19 protein-coding genes, 1 tRNA gene and 1 pseudogene are annotated in these 19243 nt (G+C 66.2%); 17 read left to right on the top strand and 4 right to left on the bottom strand.

Annotated elements, in window-relative coordinates; translation table 11 throughout:
- Nucleotides 1-319 precede the first annotated feature (319 nt).
- The gene (locus ABT053_RS12805) at nucleotides 320-1036 is read left to right on the top strand and encodes a GntR family transcriptional regulator (RefSeq protein WP_350969104.1); all 717 of its coding nucleotides are present in this window, start codon (nucleotides 320-322) and stop codon (nucleotides 1034-1036) included.
- Here the strand turns inward: ABT053_RS12805 and ABT053_RS12800 are convergent, their stop codons facing one another.
- Nucleotides 1037-1549 (bottom strand): DUF4265 domain-containing protein, encoded by a 513-nt coding sequence (locus ABT053_RS12800; RefSeq protein ID WP_350969102.1) that lies wholly within the window; start codon nucleotides 1547-1549, stop codon nucleotides 1037-1039.
- Between the two features lie 188 nt (nucleotides 1550-1737).
- Here ABT053_RS12800 and ABT053_RS12795 point away from each other — a divergent pair, with 188 nt between their 5' ends.
- The 10 genes from ABT053_RS12795 (at nucleotide 1738) to ABT053_RS12750 (ending at nucleotide 11625) form a co-directional block, all read left to right on the top strand.
- Nucleotides 1738-2187: a plasmid replication, integration and excision activator gene (locus ABT053_RS12795; protein ID WP_350969101.1), complete on the top strand. Its 450-nt coding sequence runs from the start codon at nucleotides 1738-1740 to the stop codon at nucleotides 2185-2187.
- A complete protein-coding gene (locus ABT053_RS12790; protein WP_350969099.1) occupies nucleotides 2184-2510 on the top strand; it encodes a hypothetical protein in 327 nt (108 codons plus the stop codon). The genes ABT053_RS12795 and ABT053_RS12790 overlap by 4 nt, the downstream gene beginning before the upstream one ends.
- An 87-nt stretch (nucleotides 2511-2597) precedes the next feature.
- A complete protein-coding gene (locus tag ABT053_RS12785; RefSeq protein WP_350969098.1) occupies nucleotides 2598-4010 on the top strand; it encodes an FtsK/SpoIIIE domain-containing protein in 1413 nt (470 codons plus the stop codon).
- Entirely contained in the window at nucleotides 4007-4210 is a 204-nt protein-coding gene (locus ABT053_RS12780) for a hypothetical protein (RefSeq protein ID WP_350969097.1), read from the top strand. Before ABT053_RS12785 ends, ABT053_RS12780 begins: the two co-directional genes overlap by 4 nt.
- Nucleotides 4203-4355, top strand: coding sequence for a hypothetical protein (locus tag ABT053_RS12775; protein ID WP_350969096.1), 153 nt, complete (start codon nucleotides 4203-4205; stop codon nucleotides 4353-4355). The genes ABT053_RS12780 and ABT053_RS12775 overlap by 8 nt, the downstream gene beginning before the upstream one ends.
- Nucleotides 4352-6007, top strand: coding sequence for a replication initiator (locus tag ABT053_RS12770; RefSeq protein ID WP_350969095.1), 1656 nt, complete (start codon nucleotides 4352-4354; stop codon nucleotides 6005-6007). Before ABT053_RS12775 ends, ABT053_RS12770 begins: the two co-directional genes overlap by 4 nt.
- On the top strand, nucleotides 6004-6198 hold the full coding sequence (locus ABT053_RS12765; RefSeq protein WP_350969094.1) for a helix-turn-helix transcriptional regulator: 195 nt from the start codon (nucleotides 6004-6006) through the stop codon (nucleotides 6196-6198). Before ABT053_RS12770 ends, ABT053_RS12765 begins: the two co-directional genes overlap by 4 nt.
- Nucleotides 6195-7559: a tyrosine-type recombinase/integrase gene (locus ABT053_RS12760; protein ID WP_350969093.1), complete on the top strand. Its 1365-nt coding sequence runs from the start codon at nucleotides 6195-6197 to the stop codon at nucleotides 7557-7559. The genes ABT053_RS12765 and ABT053_RS12760 overlap by 4 nt, the downstream gene beginning before the upstream one ends.
- 1423 nt (nucleotides 7560-8982) lie before the next feature.
- The gene (locus tag ABT053_RS12755; protein WP_350969092.1) at nucleotides 8983-10596 is read left to right on the top strand and encodes a hypothetical protein; all 1614 of its coding nucleotides are present in this window, start codon (nucleotides 8983-8985) and stop codon (nucleotides 10594-10596) included.
- 159 nt (nucleotides 10597-10755) lie between these two features.
- The gene (locus ABT053_RS12750; RefSeq protein ID WP_350969091.1) at nucleotides 10756-11625 is read left to right on the top strand and encodes an IS5 family transposase; all 870 of its coding nucleotides are present in this window, start codon (nucleotides 10756-10758) and stop codon (nucleotides 11623-11625) included.
- A gap of 12 nt (nucleotides 11626-11637) precedes the next feature.
- Here ABT053_RS12750 and ABT053_RS12745 read toward each other — a convergent pair whose 3' ends face one another.
- Nucleotides 11638-11982, bottom strand: a complete 345-nt coding sequence (locus tag ABT053_RS12745; protein WP_350969090.1) for a hypothetical protein — start codon at nucleotides 11980-11982, stop codon at nucleotides 11638-11640.
- A 39-nt stretch (nucleotides 11983-12021) separates the two neighbouring features.
- Between ABT053_RS12745 and ABT053_RS12740 the strand changes: the two are divergent.
- Nucleotides 12022-12210, top strand: a pseudogene (locus ABT053_RS12740) (tyrosine-type recombinase/integrase); the annotation flags it as partial.
- 739 nt (nucleotides 12211-12949) lie between these two features.
- On the opposite strand, the gene ABT053_RS12735 reads toward ABT053_RS12740, so the two are convergent.
- Nucleotides 12950-13034: transfer RNA gene (locus ABT053_RS12735), tRNA-Tyr, on the bottom strand.
- Between the two features lie 577 nt (nucleotides 13035-13611).
- Between ABT053_RS12735 and ABT053_RS12730 the strand changes: the two genes are divergently transcribed.
- The 5 genes from ABT053_RS12730 (at nucleotide 13612) to ABT053_RS12710 (ending at nucleotide 18300) form a co-directional block, all read left to right on the top strand.
- Nucleotides 13612-14106 carry a YajQ family cyclic di-GMP-binding protein gene (locus ABT053_RS12730; RefSeq protein ID WP_350969089.1) on the top strand — a complete coding sequence of 165 codons (495 nt, stop codon included), beginning with the start codon at nucleotides 13612-13614 and terminating at the stop codon, nucleotides 14104-14106.
- Nucleotides 14107-14723: 617 nt separating this feature from the next.
- Nucleotides 14724-14840, top strand: coding sequence for a putative leader peptide (locus ABT053_RS12725; protein WP_350969088.1), 117 nt, complete (start codon nucleotides 14724-14726; stop codon nucleotides 14838-14840).
- Nucleotides 14841-14962: 122 nt separating this feature from the next.
- A complete protein-coding gene (locus ABT053_RS12720) occupies nucleotides 14963-16252 on the top strand; it encodes a dicarboxylate/amino acid:cation symporter (RefSeq protein ID WP_350969087.1) in 1290 nt (429 codons plus the stop codon).
- 372 nt (nucleotides 16253-16624) lie between these two features.
- Nucleotides 16625-17200, top strand: coding sequence for a pyridoxamine 5'-phosphate oxidase family protein (locus ABT053_RS12715; protein ID WP_350969086.1), 576 nt, complete (start codon nucleotides 16625-16627; stop codon nucleotides 17198-17200).
- 215 nt (nucleotides 17201-17415) lie between these two features.
- Nucleotides 17416-18300 (top strand): WD40 repeat domain-containing protein, encoded by an 885-nt coding sequence (locus ABT053_RS12710; protein WP_350969085.1) that lies wholly within the window; start codon nucleotides 17416-17418, stop codon nucleotides 18298-18300.
- 36 nt (nucleotides 18301-18336) lie between these two features.
- On the opposite strand, the gene htpX is transcribed toward ABT053_RS12710, so the two are convergent.
- Complete coding sequence (htpX, locus tag ABT053_RS12705; RefSeq protein ID WP_350969084.1) at nucleotides 18337-19188, bottom strand: zinc metalloprotease HtpX; 852 nt, start codon at nucleotides 19186-19188, stop codon at nucleotides 18337-18339.
- Between the last annotated feature and the right edge of the window lie 55 nt (nucleotides 19189-19243).

Genomic DNA, 19243 nt, shown 5'->3' with positions numbered 1-19243 from the left:
GCCTTTGGCCTGGCACAGGTCGCGGCGTTTCGGGCGGGTTCGGGTAGTGGCCTGGACCTGTCATGAGCATCGGGTGACGTTTTACGAATTGTGCGATGCGGGCGGGTTGTCGTTCATTCGTAAGACGGTTCAGGACAAAGGGAAGGTGACCGTGTTTCACAGTGACGCGTGGTCGCCTGCTCAGGCACGGGTGGTGTGGATCAGAGTTCTGGCGGGGTTGGCCAGGTAGTTGTTTCCTGCTATCGCGGGTCCTGACAGGGCTGCTCTTAGCCGGTACTGTACTTGTGCAGACAAGTGGAAGAGTGATCGGGCGGTTAAGATGAGCAAGGATTTCGCCCCTCCGAAGTATGCCCAGGTGATGGGCACGATTCAGGAGCGCATCGAGGCCGGGCAGTACGCGGCCGGTGACATGCTGCCCTCGGAGACACAGCTCGTCAGAGAGTTCGGCGTAGGTCGCACGACGGTGGTCCGGGCGCTTCAGACGCTGGCCATGCAAGGCTGGATCGAGCGTGAGCATGGCCGCGGTTCGTTCGTGAAGGGCCGTCCCGAGAGTGCCGTCGATCGCATCCGGCCAGGGCTGGCGGTGGCCGAGCAGGCCGAGAGCGGCGAGATGGTCACCGACGTCGCCCGTGTTCCGGCTCCTCGCCACATCGCTCGCCTTCTTGGTGTTGAAGACAAGACCCCAGTCATCTCGCGTCGGCGAGTGGCCAAGCAGGGTGGCCGGCTGTCTGCGGTGGAAACCCTGTGGTTCCCGCTGGAGATCGCATTGGGCACCGACGTCGACAAGCCCGAACCGCTCGCGCGCGGGGTGCGCCATCACCTCCAGGCGGTCAAGCATCTGCGCTTCGACCACGTCACCGAGCGACTGACCGCGCGCAACCCCACCAAGGAAGAAGCCGAGCTGCTCGGCTCTTCCAAACCCGTCATGGGGGTGCTGGCCAGCGTGCATGACGCTGCCGGGGCTGTGCTCCTGGTGATGAGCGTGGCGCTCCCCGGTGACCTTCACGAGCTCCAGGACGTCTACCCGGTGAGCTAGTTAAGCGTCGTGCCAGGCATCTGTGACGCAGGAAGCCTCGAAGTGCCACCAACCGTCTTCCTCGCCACGTGTCAGTAGCGCCTTTATCCGGCCGAGTTCTGCGCGGGCCGGCACGTTGAAGGCGACCAGCGGCAGTTCCTTACTGAAGACCTCTCCCCCCAAGCCGAACGGTGCCAGCCGCTCGTGTACGGCCTCAGCGCTTGCCCCAAGTGGACCGCTGGGAACGGGCAGGACCCGAACGGTGCAGTTTCCCGACGCTTCCACCCGCTCCGTAGACCAGTGGAGACCGTCGGCGTCTGTGAGGAACCGCACGACATCTCCCTCAGCCACCCCCTCCTGCAGGAAGGGGACGTTCTCCAGGCGCGCGGTGTCCTCGCTGATCCTCGTAGCCCAGATCCCCTCGGTGTCGTAGGGAAGCCAGCCTTCCCGCGGCACGAACCGGAACCAGACCTTGATCCGGTTGTTCTCGGCGGTCTCGTGCTCCGGCGAAGTCATGGAGGCCATGACCGACATGATCGCGCATCCTCCTTGAGCACCGAGCGCCGTTAAGACGCCCGAGAGGCAAGCCCGCACACACGACCATCCCCTCTCCACCGATCCACTCATTCACTTGTGCGGACAAGTTGCTGTGGGCTACTCTCAACTCAATCGGACAAGTGGACGACCGAACATCGGCCGTCCAAGTGAAAGGAACACCCGACATGGCCATCCAAGGCCCCATCCCCGTCCACTTCGGACAGGTATTCCCGCACGGCTGCTTCATCGTCGGCGAGGTCGAGCAGGTCAAGGACTTCGACGCCTCGTCCAAGGGCCGCACCGTCTACGCCAAGGACAAGAACACCGGTGAGCTGGTGTGGCAGGTCGCCGTCATGGACGCCGACCCGACCGTCAAGGCCGGCCAGAAGACGGTCTCGGTCAAGATCCTGTCCCCCATTCAGCCGACCGTTCCGGCCGCGCTGCCGGGCCTGCCGTTCGTGCCGGTGGAGTTCGACGGCATGACCGCCACCGCCTACGTCAACCAGAACACCGGACGCCTGGCCTGGTCCATCCGGGCTACCTCGATGCGTCCTCCCCGCTCCGCCGCGGCTCCTGCTCGGCAGAGCGCTCCGGCGCCGGTCAAGGAGACGGCCGGTAAGGACGTGGCCGCATGAGCGAACACAAGCCCTACACCTACGTCACCGCGTCGATTCACGAGGGCGTCACCCGATTCGATGTCTCGTTCTGCACCTCGGAGATGTCGGCCAAGGCGTTCGGGGGCGACGGTGAGCGACCGTTCCTGGCCCTGTCCAGCACTGAGGCACACATGACGGTCACCACCACGGGCGGCGGGCCGGTCACCGAGCAGGACGTGACCCTCGCGCGGGAGATCTTCACCGCCTCCGCGCGCTACCTGGCCAACTGCGAGCGCCTCCACGCAGAACAGCCGCCCGACCCCACCGACCAGACCACACCGTCCGGTGAGGTCGCGGCCTGACACGTAAGCGGGGCCGCCAGAAGCGCCAACTTCCGGCGGCCCCTCGGTTCTCCCTCTCACGCGAATTCAAGGAAGGCCCCCAGCCTAATGTTCAAGAAACTGCCCGGCGACGAGGCGCAGAACCTCGTCTCCACCACCCCCGATACCGCCGTCGTCTTCCGGCCGGCTGTCCTCCGCACTCCGGCGATCGTCACCATTGTGATCTTCGCGTGGCGGCTGCTGGCCGGTGGTCTGCGGCTGCTGTGGCGCCACCCCATCGCCTCGGCCGTCGTGCTCACCCCCGGCGTGGTCACCTACGTCTGTGGCTGGCGTTGGGGTCTTGGCCTCGTCACCGTGACCCCTCTCAGCCTCACCGCCTGGTTCTTCCTCGCTCGTCCCTCGTTCCTTCGCCTGCTGGGCTGGCGTCTGTTGGCCTGGTGGCGGCTGGTGTGGGTCTACCGGCGGCACTGGCAACCGGTGATGATCATCTCCGGGCTCGGACGACACTTACGCGGCCGGGACTACCTGCCTCACGTCGTCCGCGTCACCTGCACCTCGTGGGCCGACGTGGTCACGGTGCGGATGCTCACCGGACAGGCGGTCAAGGACTGGGCCGACCGCACCGAGCACCTCGCCCACGGGTTCGGCGCCCGTTCCTGCCGGGTCTCCATCGCGCGTTCCGGCCGGCTGCTGCTCGTCTTCCCCCGCCGTGATCCCCTCGCCACTCCGCTCCCGGCCGTACCGGTCCCGGATGAGGCATCGGTGGGTCCGGTGGAGGTCGGCAAGTGTGAAGACGGCAAGCCCTGGCTCCTGAAGGTCCACGGCACTCACGTCCTGGTCGCCGGGGCCACCGGGGCGGGCAAGGGCTCGGTTATCTGGTCGGCGATCCGCGGCCTGCTGCCCGCCACGCGTGCGGGCCTGGCACAGGTGTGGGCGCTGGATCCCAAACGGATGGAGCTGTCCTACGGGCGTGACCTGTTCGGCGACCGCTACGCCGCGAGCCCAGCCGACTGCGCCGATCTCCTCGAAGCGGCGGTGAAGATCATGCAGGAACGGGCTGACCGCTACGCCGGACTCCAGCGCTCCCACACTCCCACTGTCGATGACCCGTTCGTCCTGGTGGTGGTCGACGAGGTGGCGTTCCTGACCGCCTACCAGTCCGACAAGGGTCTCAAGCTTCGCATCTCCGCCGCCCTGGCGACGCTCACCACGCAGGGCCGCGCGGTCGGTTTCGGTGTCCTGGCCGCTCTCCAGGATCCGCGCAAGGAGGTCATGAACATCCGCAACCTGTTCCCCGACAAGATCGCACTCCGCCTCGACGAGTCCGAGCAGGTCGACATGGTGCTCGGCGACGGCGCACGCGACCGCGGGGCACTGGCCGATCACATCTCCCCGATCCCCGAGCAGGGCGCCGGTATCGGCTACGTCCGGCTGGAGACCTCACCCGACCCGATCCGGGTCCGTGCCGCCTACGTCTCCGACAGCGACATCCGCGCGATGGCCATGGAGGTGACCGCGTGAGGGTCAGCTTCTACGGCACCGAAGAGGAGATCACCCGCCTCTGCGAGCGGCCCATCCTGGCCGCCCTGGGACCGCACCACGCTCAGCCCGTCCTGGCCTTCGAGCTGTTCAACGTCCGCGTCACCACCGACCCGTACCAGAGCATGTTCCGGCTGGTGGCCGACCTGTCCGAAGTGCGAGAGAGGGGCGAGCGTGACTGAGCTGGCCTACATCCTCGACGGCCTGCGCTGTGCTGTCTGTCACGCGGTCAACACGCTGTGGCTGGACCTGATCCGCGGCCTGGTCGAGTGCCGCGAATGCGGACAGGGCGCACTCCTCGACCACGACCAGGAGGCGGACGCGTGAGCAACCCCAACGACCGCAGCCTGTCACGCGCCGAACGTCAAAGGATGCCGCTCGCGCTGGATGTGGCGGTGGAGATCGCCAAGCACAACGGGGTGTGCATCCGGCCGGTGGTCCTGCGTCGGCTGGACACGCGCACCGGGCTTACCGAGGACGTCAACGTGCCCTGCGGGGCCACCATGGACGCCAAGTGCTCGTCGTGCGCCCGACGTAACCGCTACCTGCGGATGGCCCAGTGCCGGGAAGGCTGGCACCTGGAGGCCGAACCTTCGATCACCCCGGATGAGCCCAACGAGGAACAGCTCTGGCTGGTGGAGTTCCGCGCCGACATGCAGGCCCAGCGCGATGCCGCGGAAAAGGCCGGCGACGACACCACCGACCTGGACGCGATCCTCACCGGACTGGATGCCGAGATCACCGCGGCCGGGATGCGCCGCACCCTGCTCGGCCGTACCACCGCCAAGCGCAACCGCTCGACCCGGCGACGCCAGGACGCCCCCGACCTGCCCAGGAAGGTGCGGCAGAACACCACCCTGGGACGGACGTTCACCAGCTCTGATGGGATGGTCTACCGGCCGTCGCTGTTCGTCACGCTCACGCTTCCCTCCTACGGCAAGGTGCGCAACGGCGTGCCCGTCGACCCGGACAGCTACGACTACCGGCGGGCGGTCCGAGACGCGCTGCACTTCTCCAAGCTCGTCGACCGCTTCGTGCAGAACCTTCGCCGCGTCGCGGGCTATGACCTGCAGTACTTCTCTTCGGTCGAACCACAGAAGCGGCTCGCGCCGCACCTGCACATGGCCATCCGGGGCACCATGCCGCGCGCCGAGGTCAAAGCGATCGCGGCGGCTACCTACCACCAGGTGTGGTGGCCCTCGGTCGACGAGGTGCGCTTCGAGGGCGATCACCTGCCGGTGTGGGTCGAGCGTCCCGCGCGGGAAAACGGCACGCCCTACCTGGACGGGCAGGACGGCGACTACCTCGATCCGGTCACCGGGGAAGTGCTGCCCACCTGGCGCGAAGCACTCGACCGGCTCGACGCCGACGAAGAGGCCGAACCGCTGCACGTGGTCCGCTTCGGCGACCAGGTCGACGTTCAGGGCGTCCTCGGTGGCACCCCGGATGCCGACCAGTGCATCCGCTACCTGAGCAAGTACCTGACCAAGAGCCTCGGCGACACCCTCGACGCCGACAACCCGGCCCAACGCGACCACGCGGCCCGCATGGTCGAGGCGCTCCGCTACGAACCCTGCTCCCCGGCCTGCCCGAACTGGCTGCGCTACGGAGTCCAGCCCAAGAATCCCAAGGCGGGCATGACGCCGGGCCGGTGCCGGAGCAAGGCACATAAGCCCGAACACCTCGGCTACGCGGGCCGTCGCGTCCTGGTCTCGCGCAAGTGGTCCAACAAGACCCTGTCCGAGCACAAGCGCGACCGCCGCACCTGGGTCATGGAAGCGCTCGGCCTGGCTGACGAGCCTGTCGACCCACACCGCTACGTCTGGAAGCCCGTCCCGGCCGGCGACGGCAACATCCCTTCCCTGGCCCTGCGGCTGCTGCGCATGGTCGCCGAACGCCAGCGCTGGCGAACAACCCTGCTGACCCTGCAAGCGGAAGCGACCGGACGAGATCTTTCGGCAACGAGGGAGGCGGCATGAAGAAGAAGGACGACGAGCTCCTGACCGTTCCGGAGATCCTCGACAAGCTCGGCGGGGTCTCCGTCCGGACCCTCTACCGCTGGCGCGAGATCGGCAAGTTCCCCCGCGGCCTGCGACTCCCCAACGACGAGATCCGCCTCCACCGCAGCGAGTTCGAGGCATGGCTGGAAACCCTCCGGGAGGCGGCGTGAACACCTCATACGACGTCAAGTTCTTCGAGATCAGCCGGAACAAGTCGAGCAAGACGCCTTCGTACGTGGTGCGCTGGGCGGTCGCCCGGAAGCGCTCCTCGAAGACCTATCGCACCAAGGCACTCGCCGAGAGCTTCCTGTCGGACCTGCGGCAGGCCGCCAAGCGAGGCGAAGCGTTCGAAATCGAGAGTGGTCTCCCCCTCTCGATGATCAAGGCAAAGGACGCCCGGACCGTCCTTGAATTCGTCGCGGCCTTCATCGAGATGAAGTGGCCCCACGCGGCGGCCAAGAGCCGGGACAGCATGTCAGACGCGCTCGCCACGGTTCTCCCCTCGCTGACCAAGGACCGTCCCGGCCGTCCCGATGCCCAGATCATGCGGACGGCTCTCCGGAAACACCTCCTCCTCCCGGAGAGCAAGAGGGCCGAGATTTCCCCGGAGATGGCACAGGCGGCCCGCTGGCTTCAGTCCTCGTCGCTCGACCTGACCGCCCTGAACGACGCCAAGACGGTACGGCTGGCACTCGACGCGCTCGCCCTCCGCCTCGACGGCAAGGCGGCGGCTCCGAACACGATCGCCCGGAAGCGGGCCGTCTTCCATGCCGTGCTGGAGTACGCGGTGGAGTTGGAGGAGCTGGACGCCAACCCGCTGCACAAGGTCACCTGGAAGCCGCCCAAGGTCACCGAGACCGTTGATCCCCGCGTCGCGGTCAACCCCCGGCAGGCTCAAGAGCTGCTCACGATGGTGACCTACGTGGGCGGGCGTGGTCGTGGCCGGCGGCTCATGGCGTTGTTCGCCTGCATGTACTACGCGGCGCTGCGCCCGGCTGAGGCGGTCGGCCTGCGACTCCAGGACTGCCACCTTCCGCCCAAGGGCTGGGGGCGGCTGACGGTCGACATCTCCCGGCCAGAGGTCAACACACATTGGACGGACAGCGGGAACGCCCACGAGGAACGAGGGCTCAAGCACCGGGGCCGGGCCGACGTGCGTCCGGTGCCGATCCCGCCGGAACTGGTCGCGATTCTTCGTCGGCACATCGAGGAGTACGGGACCGGCGCGGACGGGCGGATCTTCCGTAGCGAGCGTGGCGGCGTGATCGCGTCGACGGCCTATACCGAGGTGTGGCAGGAGGCTCGGAAGCTGGCCTTCACTCCGGCTCAGGTGGCCTCTCCCCTGGCTCGCAGACCGTACGACCTGAGGCACGCGGCGGTCTCTCTCTGGCTCAACGCCGGCGTCTCGGCTCCCGACGTGGCGGAGCGGGCCGGGCACAGTGTGGATGTCCTGTTGCGGGTCTACGCCAAGTGCCTCGACGGTCACAAGGATCTGGCGAACCAGCGGATCGGTGACGCGCTGGTCGGCTGAGGTGTTCATCGCACGAAGAGGGTCCCGGAAGCCATCCGGGGCCCTTCTGCGTTCCCGGGGTCGTCTTTCGCTTGCGAACCACCCGGAAAACTCGGCACGACCTGGGAAAACGCTTTCAAGATCATTGCACGCATATTGGTGGAGCGCTGACATGCGGCTGCTTCTGGCTGCCTGCGGCTGCATGTCCCGGAAACGCAAAAGAGGCCCCGGAGGGCCTCTGAGCTGCCAGTTTGGCTGGTGGCAGGTGCAGGACTTGAACCTGCGTAGGCTGAGCCGACGGTTTTACAGTCCTACGGCGAAAACGCTCTAACCAGCAGGGATGTACTTTTCAGGGAAGACTTCGGCACGCATTCGGCACAGTCAACACTGAGAGTTCTTCGAACCCAGCGGTAAGCGTGAGACGGCCGGCCTTCCTGAGACCTGATCGCTGCTGGCCTGAGAGTCCGAGGCCGACTCCTAGACCGACCGGCCATCGGCCTGGCGAGCGGTCCGCCACCCTGGCTCAAACAAGAGGCCGAGGTAAGGAGAGTCGAGAAGGATCCTGCCTCACGAACTTGCTCCATCGACAGCGAAAAAGATCAATCCGGTGTAACCGGATGAGACTCTTACACGCGGCCCACTCTTCACAGACTGGCGATCGAGGTGTACGTAAGCCATGATGACTAGAGAGACCTCCCTTCCGGACATGCTAGATCGCGCCGTCATTCGCGTGTACCTGCTCTCGGCCTTCCTCATCAACTGATTGCCCTGTGTGCACGATGACGGATTGTCCTGGTGGGACTGGTCTGATGTCTCTTGTGCTGGCTAGCGTTGAGCTTCATGCGCCATCCCGCTGGATGCCACCTTGCAGCAAACAGCCCCTGTGCTCTGACTGTGAGAACAGGGGCTCGTCGTTGGTTACCGCTTGCGGGTACAAGTTCCTGTCGACCCCCTCCGGCCCTCAGGAACTCCGCCCCCCGTGTGCATGTGGAGCAGTGTGTCTGACCGCTAAGTTCTGTTCGGCAGATCTATAGAACCTAGTCGCCGTTGTCGCTAAGCGTGCCGTCGATGATCTGGTTTAGCAGCCCAATCGCACCGGCGGTAGCAGCACCGACGCCCAGGATCGCCCCAGGGGCCGAACTGGTGGCCCAATAGGTGAGAGCTCCGGTGACCGCACCGAAGATCAGAGCTAGACCAAGGATCAGGGCGGCCCTAACGGTCAAGAGCGGGGATGTTGAGTGAACCGGGCGGGACACAGGATTCCTCTCTTTCGTATCGCCGCGCGATGGCGAGGCGAGGTGCAAATGCTCGGTTCTAGAAAGCCAGAATCCAGGGGGGTTGCGCCGCACTGCAACGGTTACAGACGGGGGTTGCAGACATTCGGCAACACCCGCAGGGGCTGCGGTTCGTCGCGGAAAGCGCCTGGGGCGGTGATGATGGGCGGGTGAGCGAGATTGCCCGTCGTCCAGTCGAGTTGGCTCCATTGAGCCTGGAGCTCAGCCCGCAGGTGATGGCCTGGACAGGAGAGCTACGAGCTCAGTTCACCGCCCTAGACATGTCGATCAGCCTGTTCTGCCGGCTCCACCCAATCGATAAGGGCACCGTGTCTCGCTACTTGAGTGGCAAGCGCGTGCCTACCGACCGGTGGTTCCTCGACCAGGTTCTGGCCCTACGCGCAGGTGCGGGCACCCCGGTGACCGATGAGGTCCGCGCACACCTGGTCAAGCTTCAGATGACTGCTCTCAAAGTTGCCCACCCCCACGAGTATCGAGTCCGGAAAGTCAGCGACAAGTTGGAGATCGCGGTCACTAGCTGGAAGGAAGCCGAGCGCTACGCCCAGATCCTGGAACAACAGCTCACAGAACGCACTCGAACTCTCCAAGGGCTGCGCACCGAGACCGACCGTCTCCGTGCTTCCTGGGACCACGTCCGGACTCAATACCACCGAGAGACCACCCATCTGGCCCAGCAACTGGAACTAGCCCGCGACCGAGCCCGCCAAGCGGAACATCGTGTTCAGGCACTCGAAGAGTTTCTCGATCAACTGGAGAGCCAGCAACCGACCCAGGGCGAGCTTCCCACCGACATCAATCCTCACGACCCGCGTGCCGTGACCGGATTGCTGGATTCGTTTCGACGAGCAGGAGCCGAGGGGCAGGTCGCGATGTTGGTCGAGCGCATCCCTGACCTCCCTCTCGACCTGAAGGATCCGTACGAAGTGGCCGGGTTGTTGGATGCTCTTCGGCGGGTAGGAGCCGAGGAGCAGATCGCGATGTTGGTCGAGCGTGTCCCCGACCTTCATCTCAGCAACCCATATGCCGTGGTCAAGCTGCTGGATGTCCTTCGGCGGGTAGGAGCCGAGGAGCAGATCGCGATGTTGGTCGAGCGTGTCCCCGACCTTCATCTCGATATCAACGATCCGCATGCCGTAATTGGACTGCTGGATGCTCTTCGGCGGGTAGGAGCCGAGGAGCAGATCGCGATGTTGGTCGAGCATGTTCCCGACCTTCAGTTCAACGACCTGCACATCATGGTCAAGCTGCTGGATGCTCTTTGGCGGGTAAGAGCCTACACGCAGATCGGGGCCCTGGTTGAGCGCGTTTCTTCCCTCCAGCTCGACCTGAGGGATCCGTATAAATTGGCCGGGTTTCTGGATGCCCTTCGACGGATGGGAGCCACTGAGCAGGTGGCGGGGGTGGTCGAGCATCTTCCCGACCTACATCTCAGGAACCTGCACGCTATGGCCAAACTGCTGGATGTCCTTCAGCGGCTAGGAGCCCACGCGCAGATCACAGCCCTGGCCAAACGCATTGCCACCAATGTCTCCTTGGACAGCCCACAGGCCATCATCGTAGGGCTGTATGCCCTGCAACGTGCAGGAGCTGACGACCAGGTCATGGCACTTGCGGAACGAGCTTCGGTGAGCGTGCCCCTGGACTCCCCCAAGTCCATATCCCGCCTGCTAAGCGCCCTGCAAGAGGTGGGGGCCGACGTACAGGCCAAGGCACTGGCCGAGCGCGCCGCCCTGACCGGGGGTGAAGCGATCCGCACCCCGTAGGGGCTGCGACCTGACACTTAGCCCGATCCGCGCGTCTTCGGTAGTGAATCTGTCGATGGGCCGCTCGCTGGCAACCGTGTGGGAGAGGCATGCGCCTACGGACTAAGTTCTGTCCGGCGGATTATGCGACCGTCTTGCTTTGGGATCATTATTCCGGTCGTGGGGCGGGGCGATCTGACGCATGACGAGTGGGCGCGACTTGCGCCGCATCTGCCGAAGTCCGGGCGCCAGGGTGGTCGTTGGAGTGACCACCGAAAGGTGATCAACGGGATCCTGTTTCGGATCCGCACGGGCATCTCGTGGCGGGATCTGCCGGAGCGGTTCGGGAGCTGGAAGACCGTCTATGAGCGTCACCGTCGGTGGTCCGCGGACGGTACCTGGGACAGTATCCTCCAGGCGGTCCAGGCCGATGCCAATGCCCAGGGGCGGGTGGACTGGAGCATGGTGAGCGTCGACTCCACCTCGTGCCGGGCCCATCAGCATACGGCCGGGGTGCCGCGCAGAGCGCCGCGCCTTCCGAAGAGGAGATCGACACCGCGGCAGCACCGCTTCGACGAAGGACTTGGACGCTCCCGGGGTGGTCTGACTTGCAAGATCCACCTTGCCGGGGAGGGCGGTTGTCGGCCGCTGGCCCTGCAGGTCACACCCGGCCAGTGGGGCGACAGCCCGCAGCTGATCCCGGTGCTTGAACGCATCCGGGTCAAGCGACTGGGCGGTGGCCATCCGCGCACGCGCCCCGATCGCCTGGGTGGTGATAAGGCTTACAGCTCCCGCCGCAACCGTCGCTACCCGCGCAGACGGCAGATTAAGCACACCATCCCCGAGCCGAGGGACCAGCGGGCCAACCGCCGCCGCCGTGGCAGCCGAGGCGGACGGCCTGTCGGCTTCGACAGGGAGCTGTACAGGCGCCGCAACGAAGTCGAGCGCACGATCAACCGGCTCAAACACTCCAGGGCCGTGGCCACGCGGTATGACAAACGCGCCTATGTCTTCCACGGCACCGTCACCGTGGCCTCGATCCGCCTCTAGCTCAAGCCATGATCATCCCGCTTCTAGAGTGTCTGCCCGCCGCGTCAGGTCTGCTGCGATGTCGTCCCAGTCCGGTCCGTGCAACCACAGGTTCTCGGCAGCCTCTCGCATCAGCGCCGGCTCGTCCGGTCGCTGTAAAAGCACCAGCCGATAGGACAAGTTGCGGACCCAGACCGGCAGGCGGCCGTCGACCACTTGCGGGCAGAGTTCACGCAGCATTGCCAGGATCGAATCCGCGTCAGCAAAGGTCAGCTCCTCGATGAAGTAGTGCTCCCGATGGTCGAGGTCGCACTCTGGCGTAGGTCGGTACTCGTCTCCATAGAGACACCGGGCGTGCTCCGTCAGGGTGCTGTGCATGTTCTGGAGCGTACGACGCCTTGATCCGCCGGACAGAACCTAGCTCGTAGACCGTACGACCTGAGGCACGCGGCGGTCTCACTCTGGCTTAACGCGGGTGTCTCGGCTCCCGATGTGGCGGAGCGGGCCGGGCACAGCGTGGACGTCCTGCTGCGGGTCTACGCCAAGTGCCTCGACGGCCACAAGGATCTGGCGAACCAGCGGATCGGTGACGCGCTGGTCGGCTGAGGTGTTCATCGCACGAAGAGGGTCCCGGAAGCCATCCGGGGCCCTTTCGCTTGTTCTGCACGCTGTGGAGCCATCACATGATCACAACTCGGCCAGCCGATGGCGCCACCATGCGCCTGACATCAACGAGCGTCCGCCGTCCGCCCCTGGATCAGGCAGGGTCCGGTCGCGGAACTTCGTGTCCAGAGGCTCCACGATTCGCCAGAGCTCAGATCGAGCAGACGAGGGGAGGGCGTGAAGGGCTTCCTCCAGGAGGTCACGAGCTTCTACCGGATCGCAACACGGCAACCCATCCGGACGGAGATAGAGGTACCGGCCAGAGTGCCGGAGAAACCCCGCGTACTGGTCCAAGGCGTCGGCCAGGGCGTTCAGCCACAGACGCTCGGCTTCCAGTCGTCGTATCGCGGCATGGGTTTTGCGGGAGATTCCAGGTATCTGCCTGGCCGGGGTGGGGGCGGGTGATCGAGGGCACCCTGAACGCAGAGTGCTGGGCGGCCTACGCGGCACGGTTCCTTCGAGTCAGCATGCGGCACATCCTGTCACGTCTCAGCAGGCCATCGAAAGGCCGATGCCCGTTCCAGAGCCACCAGAAAGCCCAGCGTGACCTGGGAAAACGCCTTCAAGATCATTGCACGCATATTGGTGGAGTAGTGACATGCGGCTGCTTCCGACTGCCTGCGGCTGCATCTCCCGGAAACGCAAAAGAGGCCCCGGAGGGCCTCTGAGCTGCCAGTTTGGCTGGTGGCAGGTGCAGGACTTGAACCTGCGTAGGCTGAGCCGACGGTTTTACAGACCGCTCCCTTTGACCACTCGGGCAACCTGCCATGTCCTCCGCTTGCGGCGGCGACAGGTAGAAGAATAGCGGACTTCCGAGTGTGACGTGACATCGACGGCGGGCACCTCCCGATACCCGCTCCTATCAGGACTTTTGGTGCGTACGTCGCCGCTTGCGACGGTGCCGTCTGGGGAATCCGGGGAGGGAGTGACACCAGAGGCATCGCGGTGCCGGGGTGGGACAGGGCTCGATGGTGAGGGTCCTGGGGAATGGCCGGGACGGTCGGAGGAAGGGCGAGCACGCCAGGGTGAGCAGGAGGAGGGGGAGTGGAAATGAGACACGCAAGGGCGGGACGGGACCTACTGAGGGCAGGACGGGACCCGGTGAGGGTGGGACGGGACCTGCCGAGGGCGGGAGGAGGACACGCTGAGGGCGGAGGAAGGACCCGCTGAGGGTGGGAGAGGGACAGGCTGTCGCCTCGGCATGGGCGGGAGATGCTGGCTAGGCTGATCCGTTACGTACGCGTCTACCGAACCGGCTCGCGGGTGCCAGCGCGATTCGAGGTCCGTGGCCTCCGGGAGCCGGGCGGCGATTCATAGTTCTAGCAGGTCAGAGGGGATTGTGCTTTGGCGGATTCATCGTTCGACATCGTTAGCAAGATCGACCACCAGGAAGCCGACAACGCGCTGAACCAGACGGTCAAGGAGGTCGGGCACCGATTCGACTTCAAGGGCACCGGCGCGACCATCGCCTGGTCGGGCGGTCAGAAGGCCGTTGAGATCAAGGCCAACAGCGAGGAGCGCGCCAACGCGGTCCTCGACGTCTTCAAGGACAAGCTGATCAAGCGGGGGCTCTCCCTCAAGATCCTGGACGCCGACGAGCCCAGGCTGTCCGGCAAGGAGTACCGGCTTCTGGTGACCCTCAAGGAGGGCATCGACCAGGAGCACGCCAAGAAGATCTCGAAGATCATTCGCGATGAGGGGCCCAAGGGCGTCAAGGCCCAGATCCAGGGCGAGGAGCTGCGGGTGAGCTCGAAGAAGAGGGACGAGCTGCAGGAGGTCATCGCCCTCCTCAAGGGCAAGGACCTGGAGATCGCGCTTCAGTTCTCGAACTACCGCTAGCGGAAGGGAAACCGAGGCTCTGACCTGTGGTTTCAGGACCTTACCGCTCCGGAAGGGCACATCCAGGGCACACGGCCGGGGCAAGAGACTCTCTTGCGCCCCGGCCGCTCCCCGTTTCGGGCAGATCACTGAAGGTGAGCGCCCCGACCCCGACCGAGTCACGAGATGGCTCCGTGGTCCTCAAGGTGATCACTACGCCGGGCCGAGGCCGACGTCCTTGACCTGAAGCGTTCTTGGCCTGAAGCGTTCTTGATCTGAAACAGCGACGGCGAGCGTCGTCCGTCCACGCCGCCACCGCCGGTGCCGACCGGGCGAAGGGCTCGACACAGCGGGAGGCCCAGGACTCCGGGGCTTGCGAACCCCTGGACCCCCCGGATCCCCCAGAGCCCTCGGAACCCCCGGCCTCCCGAAACACCGGGCCCCCACAACCCCCGGGGACGAACGTTCGGCCCAAGACGTAGAACCCTGACACCTCGGTTGAGGGGGCGTGCCCGAGCCCTTCGATCCCCTCGGTCACGGCCTCTCGGTTCCGATCACCCCGGCCTCCGATGACTTAATCCCCTTACTACCAGTCGGAAAAGTCTTGATTTGAGAGGCAGGTCACTTCTACAGTCGGAATGATGTCCCGTTCACTGTGGCTTACTGATCCTGTGAGGTTCTACGTCCTGTTTGTGTGGCTCGTCGAGCGGCTGCACGTCGATCTCTGCCGCCTGACCGGCTGCCTCTGTCGCTGATCGCGTTCTGATGTCGCTGATCGCGCTCTGACGAGCGCTCGATCCCTCACCACCGCCTCTCACCACCTCCTCTCTTTCGCATGCCTTCTTCAGGCGTGCCTTCTTTCGGAGCCTTCCTCATCGTGAAGAGATTCTCGTTCTCCCTGCAGTTGCTGCTGGGCCTGGTCGTGGGCGTGGCACTCGGCTTCGCCGCCCGCGTCTGGGACCTCGCCTGGCTGGCCACCACCCTCACCGAAATCGGAAAGATCTTCGTCCAGCTGCTCAAGCTGGCGGTGCCGCCGCTGGTGTTCACCGCCGTACTGGTCAGCGTCGCCAATCTCCGCAACGTCAACGGCGCGGCCAGGTTGGCGGGCAAGACGCTGTTCTGGTTCCTGGCCACCGCGCTGATCGCCGTCATCGTCGGCATCGGCCTCGGCCTGATCATCAACCCCGGCCAGGGTGTCACCTTGAGCACGGCGGGCGCGAAGGCGCCCGAGAACGTCGGCACGTGGGTCGACTTCCTCACCGGCATCATCCCGACGAACATCGTCACGGCGTTCACCGAGCTCAACGTCCTCCAGATCGTCTTCCTGGGAGTCGTCCTCGGCGCGGCGGCCCTCGCGATCGGGGAGAAAGCCGAGCCGTTCCTCGACTTCAGCCGCTCTATCCTCGAACTGGTCCAGAAGGCGCTGTGGTGGGTCATCCGCCTGGCCCCCATCGGGACCGCCGGCCTGATCGGCAAGTCGGTCGCCACGTACGGATGGGACCTGCTCGCACCGCTGGCCAAGCTCACCCTCGGCGTCTACGTCGGCTGCTTCATCGTCCTGCTGGCCGTCTACCCGACGCTGCTCGCGCTGGTCGGCAAGGTCAACCCGATCACGTTCTTCCGCAACGCGTGGCCCGCGATCGAGCTGGCCTTCGTCTCCCGTTCGTCGGTCGGCACGCTGCCGCTGACGCAGAAGGTCACGATCGAGCGTCTGGGCGTCGACCGCGACTACGCCTCCTTCGCCGTGCCGTTCGGCGCGACCACCAAGATGGACGGTTGCGCCTCGATCTACCCGGCGCTGGCGGCGATCTTCGTGGCGCAGGTGTTCAACGTCCCGCTGGGGGTCGGCGAGTACCTGCTGATCGCGTTCGTCTCCGTGGTCGGCTCGGCCGCGACGGCCGGTCTGACCGGCGCGACCGTGATGCTCACGCTGACGCTGAGCACGCTGGGCCTGCCGCTCGAAGGCGTCGGCCTGTTGCTGGCCATCGACCCGATCCTCGACATGATCCGCACCGCGACCAACGTCGCGGGACAGATCGTGGTGCCGGTCCTCGTCGCTCGCAGCGAGAGCCGTCTCGACGAGGCGGTGCTCAACGCTCCCCCGCAGCCGCTCGACGAGGCTCCGGTGAGCACGCCGCGCCCCGTGGCCGAACCGGCGATCGCCTGACGTTCTCCCCCTCGAACGAGAGGACGGGACGGTTCGCGGGAGCCGCCCCGTCCTCTCACGTTCGGGATACGGCCGTGGCAACGTGTCATGTTCGGGATACGGCCGTGGCAACGTGGTGACCAGGTCCCCGCCTCTCGCTCAGCGAACCCGTTCCGCAGCCGCTCCGTTCTCTCATGTTCGGGAAACGGCCACGCCGGTGTCGTGACCAGGTCCCGGCTTCTCGCCCGGCAGGCCTGTCTCGCAGTCGCACCGCGCCGCCCCCTGCCGGGCCCGGCCGAGTGGCGGTACGGCCCCTCGGCGGGAAGGACTCCACAGAGGCAATCACCGGAGGCGGTGCCGACCGGCGAACGGCAAAGAATTATCGTCCTGTTTATGGGGAAAATTCATGACAGGATCAACGACCGGCTGCGTGAGTTCATCGGAGCGCAGCCGATCTACTTCGTGGCGACGGCTCCCGAGCAGGGCGGCCACGTCAACATGTCCCCCAAGGGGTACGCCGACACCTTCGCCGTTCTCGACGACACCACCGTCGCCTACCTGGACCTGGACGGCAGCGGGGTGGAGACCATCGCCCACCTCCGCCAGAACGGCCGCATCACGGTCATGTTCTGCGCCTTCTCCGGCCCTCCCAACATCCTCCGCCTGTACGGCACCGGCCGGGTCGTCGTACCGGAGAACCCCGACTTCGCGACACTGATCAAGAATTTCGGCCCGCATCCGGGCGTGCGGTCGATCATCGTCGTCGACTGCGACCGTATCGCCGACTCCTGCGGCTTCTCGGTGCCGTTCATGTCCTTCGACAAGGACCGGACGCTGCTGGACGAATGGGCGGGACGTAAGGACACCAAGCAGAAGCGCGCTCACCGGGCGCGGAAGAACCGCGAGAGCATCGACGGCGTTCCCGGCCTCTCCGCGCAGGAGACCGACCCGGTCACGCAGCACTCCTGAGCCGCCCGGCCCGTGTCCTCCCCAGGACCGGCCTCTGCGGGAGGCCGGTCCCGGGGAGGTGCCCGTGGTCGGATGACACTCACGGCGACACCAGCGGCCGGCCTTACCCGAGGCGTACGGTGCCTGCCTTCCCCCGGGCGTACAGTGAGCCCGTACGCGACGGACACCCCCCTGTCCGGAGGACTCGGGGGGCCTCAGTGGGGTTGTTCTGCCGCTTGAGCGTTTGCGTCGGCGCGGTCGCGGTCGCCGCGGTCATGGGCGCGGGTGTTCCCGCGCAGGCCGGGGGCGCGCGACCTCCGGTCCGGTACGCGGGACTCGACGGGTGCGTCTGCGCTCCGTGGAAACTCTGGATACGCGGCGGCGGGGTGGTCGCTCTCCCCGGCGCCCGGGTGTTCTCCGTGGGCAGGCAACGGGCACCGCTCGCCCTGTCGCCGAACGGCAGGCATGTCGCGTACTTCCAGCGGAGGGACGGGGCGCTGGTGGTGCTGAAGGTGGCCACCGGCGAGGTGCGCGCGGTGCCGGGAGTGAGGTGGTCGAACGCGATGCGCGCGGCACGGGTCGAGCTCTCTCCCGGCGGGCGGTACGCGGTGCTGGGCGTCGGCGGGGAGCATCGGATCCTGGACACGTACAGCGGGGAGGGCATCCCGGTGCCGCTTGGCCTGCGACCGTGGAGTTTCAGCCCTGACGCGCGGTTCGTACTCGTGGTGGACGATGCTTTCCAGGCGGGGATCTACTCGGTGTCGCCCTTCACCGAGCGGGGGCACGTCCCGGTGGGGGGCGCGCTCGGCCCGGACGGTGAGATCGTCGCCCACTTCACCGCGCGCGACGCGGGGATCCGCCTGTGGGACGTGCCCACCGGCGGCATTCCCCGGCGCGACCCCATCGCGGTGCCCGCCGACAGGACCCCGACCCGGATGCGCTGGAACGGCGCGGGCCACCTCGACCTGCAGACGGTCGTCCCGCGCAGGATCAGGAAGGGGGGCGGCACCCGCTACACCTGGTATCGGGTCGATCAGGAGTGGGGCGTCACGGAACGGATGGGCGGCTTCGTCGTGCCCGGATCCGTCCACAATCCGATCGTCACCGGCCTGACTCCCTGATCCGCCGTGGACCGCGAGGGTTACCGGAGCGCGGGATCAGCGACGGTAACCGGCCATGCGCTCCAGGCGGGCGACACGCTCGGCGGTGGGCGGGTGGGTGGAGAACATCCGGCCGATCCCGGCGCCGCGGAAGGGGTTGGCGATCATCAGGTGGGAGGCGGAGGCGATCCGGCCGTTCTCCGGGAGGGGCAGCTGGCGGGTGCCCATCTCGATCTTCCTCAGCGCCGAGGCGAGGGCGAGCGGATCGCCCGTCAGCCGGGCACCGGACTCGTCCGCCTGGTACTCGCGGGAGCGGGAGATGGCCATCTGGATCATCCCGGCCGCGACCGGGCCGAGCACGATCATGAGGATCGCGCCGATGAACCCGGGACCCTCGTCCTCGTCCCCGCCGCCGAAGAACAGGCCGACGTAACCGAGGTAGGTGATCATCGTGGCGAGCGCGCCGGCCACCGAGGAGATCAGGATGTCGCGGTTGTAGACGTGGGAGAGCTCGTGCCCGATGACCCCGCGCAGCTCGCGCTCGTCGAGGAGCTGGGTGATCCCGTAGGTCACGCAGACCGCGGCGTTGCGGGGGTTGCGCCCCGTCGCGAAGGCGTTGGGCTGCATGGTCGGGGAGACGTAGAGCCGGGGCATGGGCTGGCGGGCCTCGGTGGAGAGCTCGCGCACGATCCGGTAGAGGAGCGGCTGCTCGACCTCGCCCACCGGCCGGGCGCGCATGGCGGACAGCGCGATACGGTCGGAGAAGAAGTAGGCGACGCCGCTGGTCGCCAGCGCGACCAGGAGCGCGATCTGCACTCCCGCGCCGCCTCCGAACCACGCCCCCACCACGATGATCACCGCGGACAGTGCGCCGAGAAGGACCGCGGTACGCAGACCGTTGTGGTGCACTACACCCCCCTCTCGGTTGATGCTGATTCACCTGTGACAACGTCTCCGGCCAGGT

The sequence above is a fragment of the Streptosporangium sp. NPDC002524 genome (genome assembly GCF_040295985.1).
GTDB lineage: Bacteria > Actinomycetota > Actinomycetes > Streptosporangiales > Streptosporangiaceae > Streptosporangium.
This window is presented reverse-complemented; position numbering and strand designations above follow the sequence as displayed.

Excerpts from the sequence above, each read along its gene's own strand:
- ABT053_RS12785 (WP_350969098.1), top strand. The coding sequence starts at position 2,598 with ATGTTCAAGAAACTGCCCGGCGACGAGGCGCAGAACCTCGTCTCCACC.
- ABT053_RS12725 (WP_350969088.1), top strand. The coding sequence starts at position 14,724 with ATGATGTCCCGTTCACTGTGGCTTACTGATCCTGTGAGGTTCTACGTC.
- ABT053_RS12805 (WP_350969104.1), top strand. The coding sequence starts at position 320 with ATGAGCAAGGATTTCGCCCCTCCGAAGTATGCCCAGGTGATGGGCACG.
- ABT053_RS12745 (WP_350969090.1), bottom strand. The coding sequence starts at position 11,982 with ATGCACAGCACCCTGACGGAGCACGCCCGGTGTCTCTATGGAGACGAG.
- ABT053_RS12715 (WP_350969086.1), top strand. The coding sequence starts at position 16,625 with ATGGGGAAAATTCATGACAGGATCAACGACCGGCTGCGTGAGTTCATC.
- ABT053_RS12765 (WP_350969094.1), top strand. The coding sequence starts at position 6,004 with ATGAAGAAGAAGGACGACGAGCTCCTGACCGTTCCGGAGATCCTCGAC.
- ABT053_RS12795 (WP_350969101.1), top strand. The coding sequence starts at position 1,738 with ATGGCCATCCAAGGCCCCATCCCCGTCCACTTCGGACAGGTATTCCCG.
- ABT053_RS12800 (WP_350969102.1), bottom strand. The coding sequence starts at position 1,549 with ATGTCGGTCATGGCCTCCATGACTTCGCCGGAGCACGAGACCGCCGAG.
- ABT053_RS12790 (WP_350969099.1), top strand. The coding sequence starts at position 2,184 with ATGAGCGAACACAAGCCCTACACCTACGTCACCGCGTCGATTCACGAG.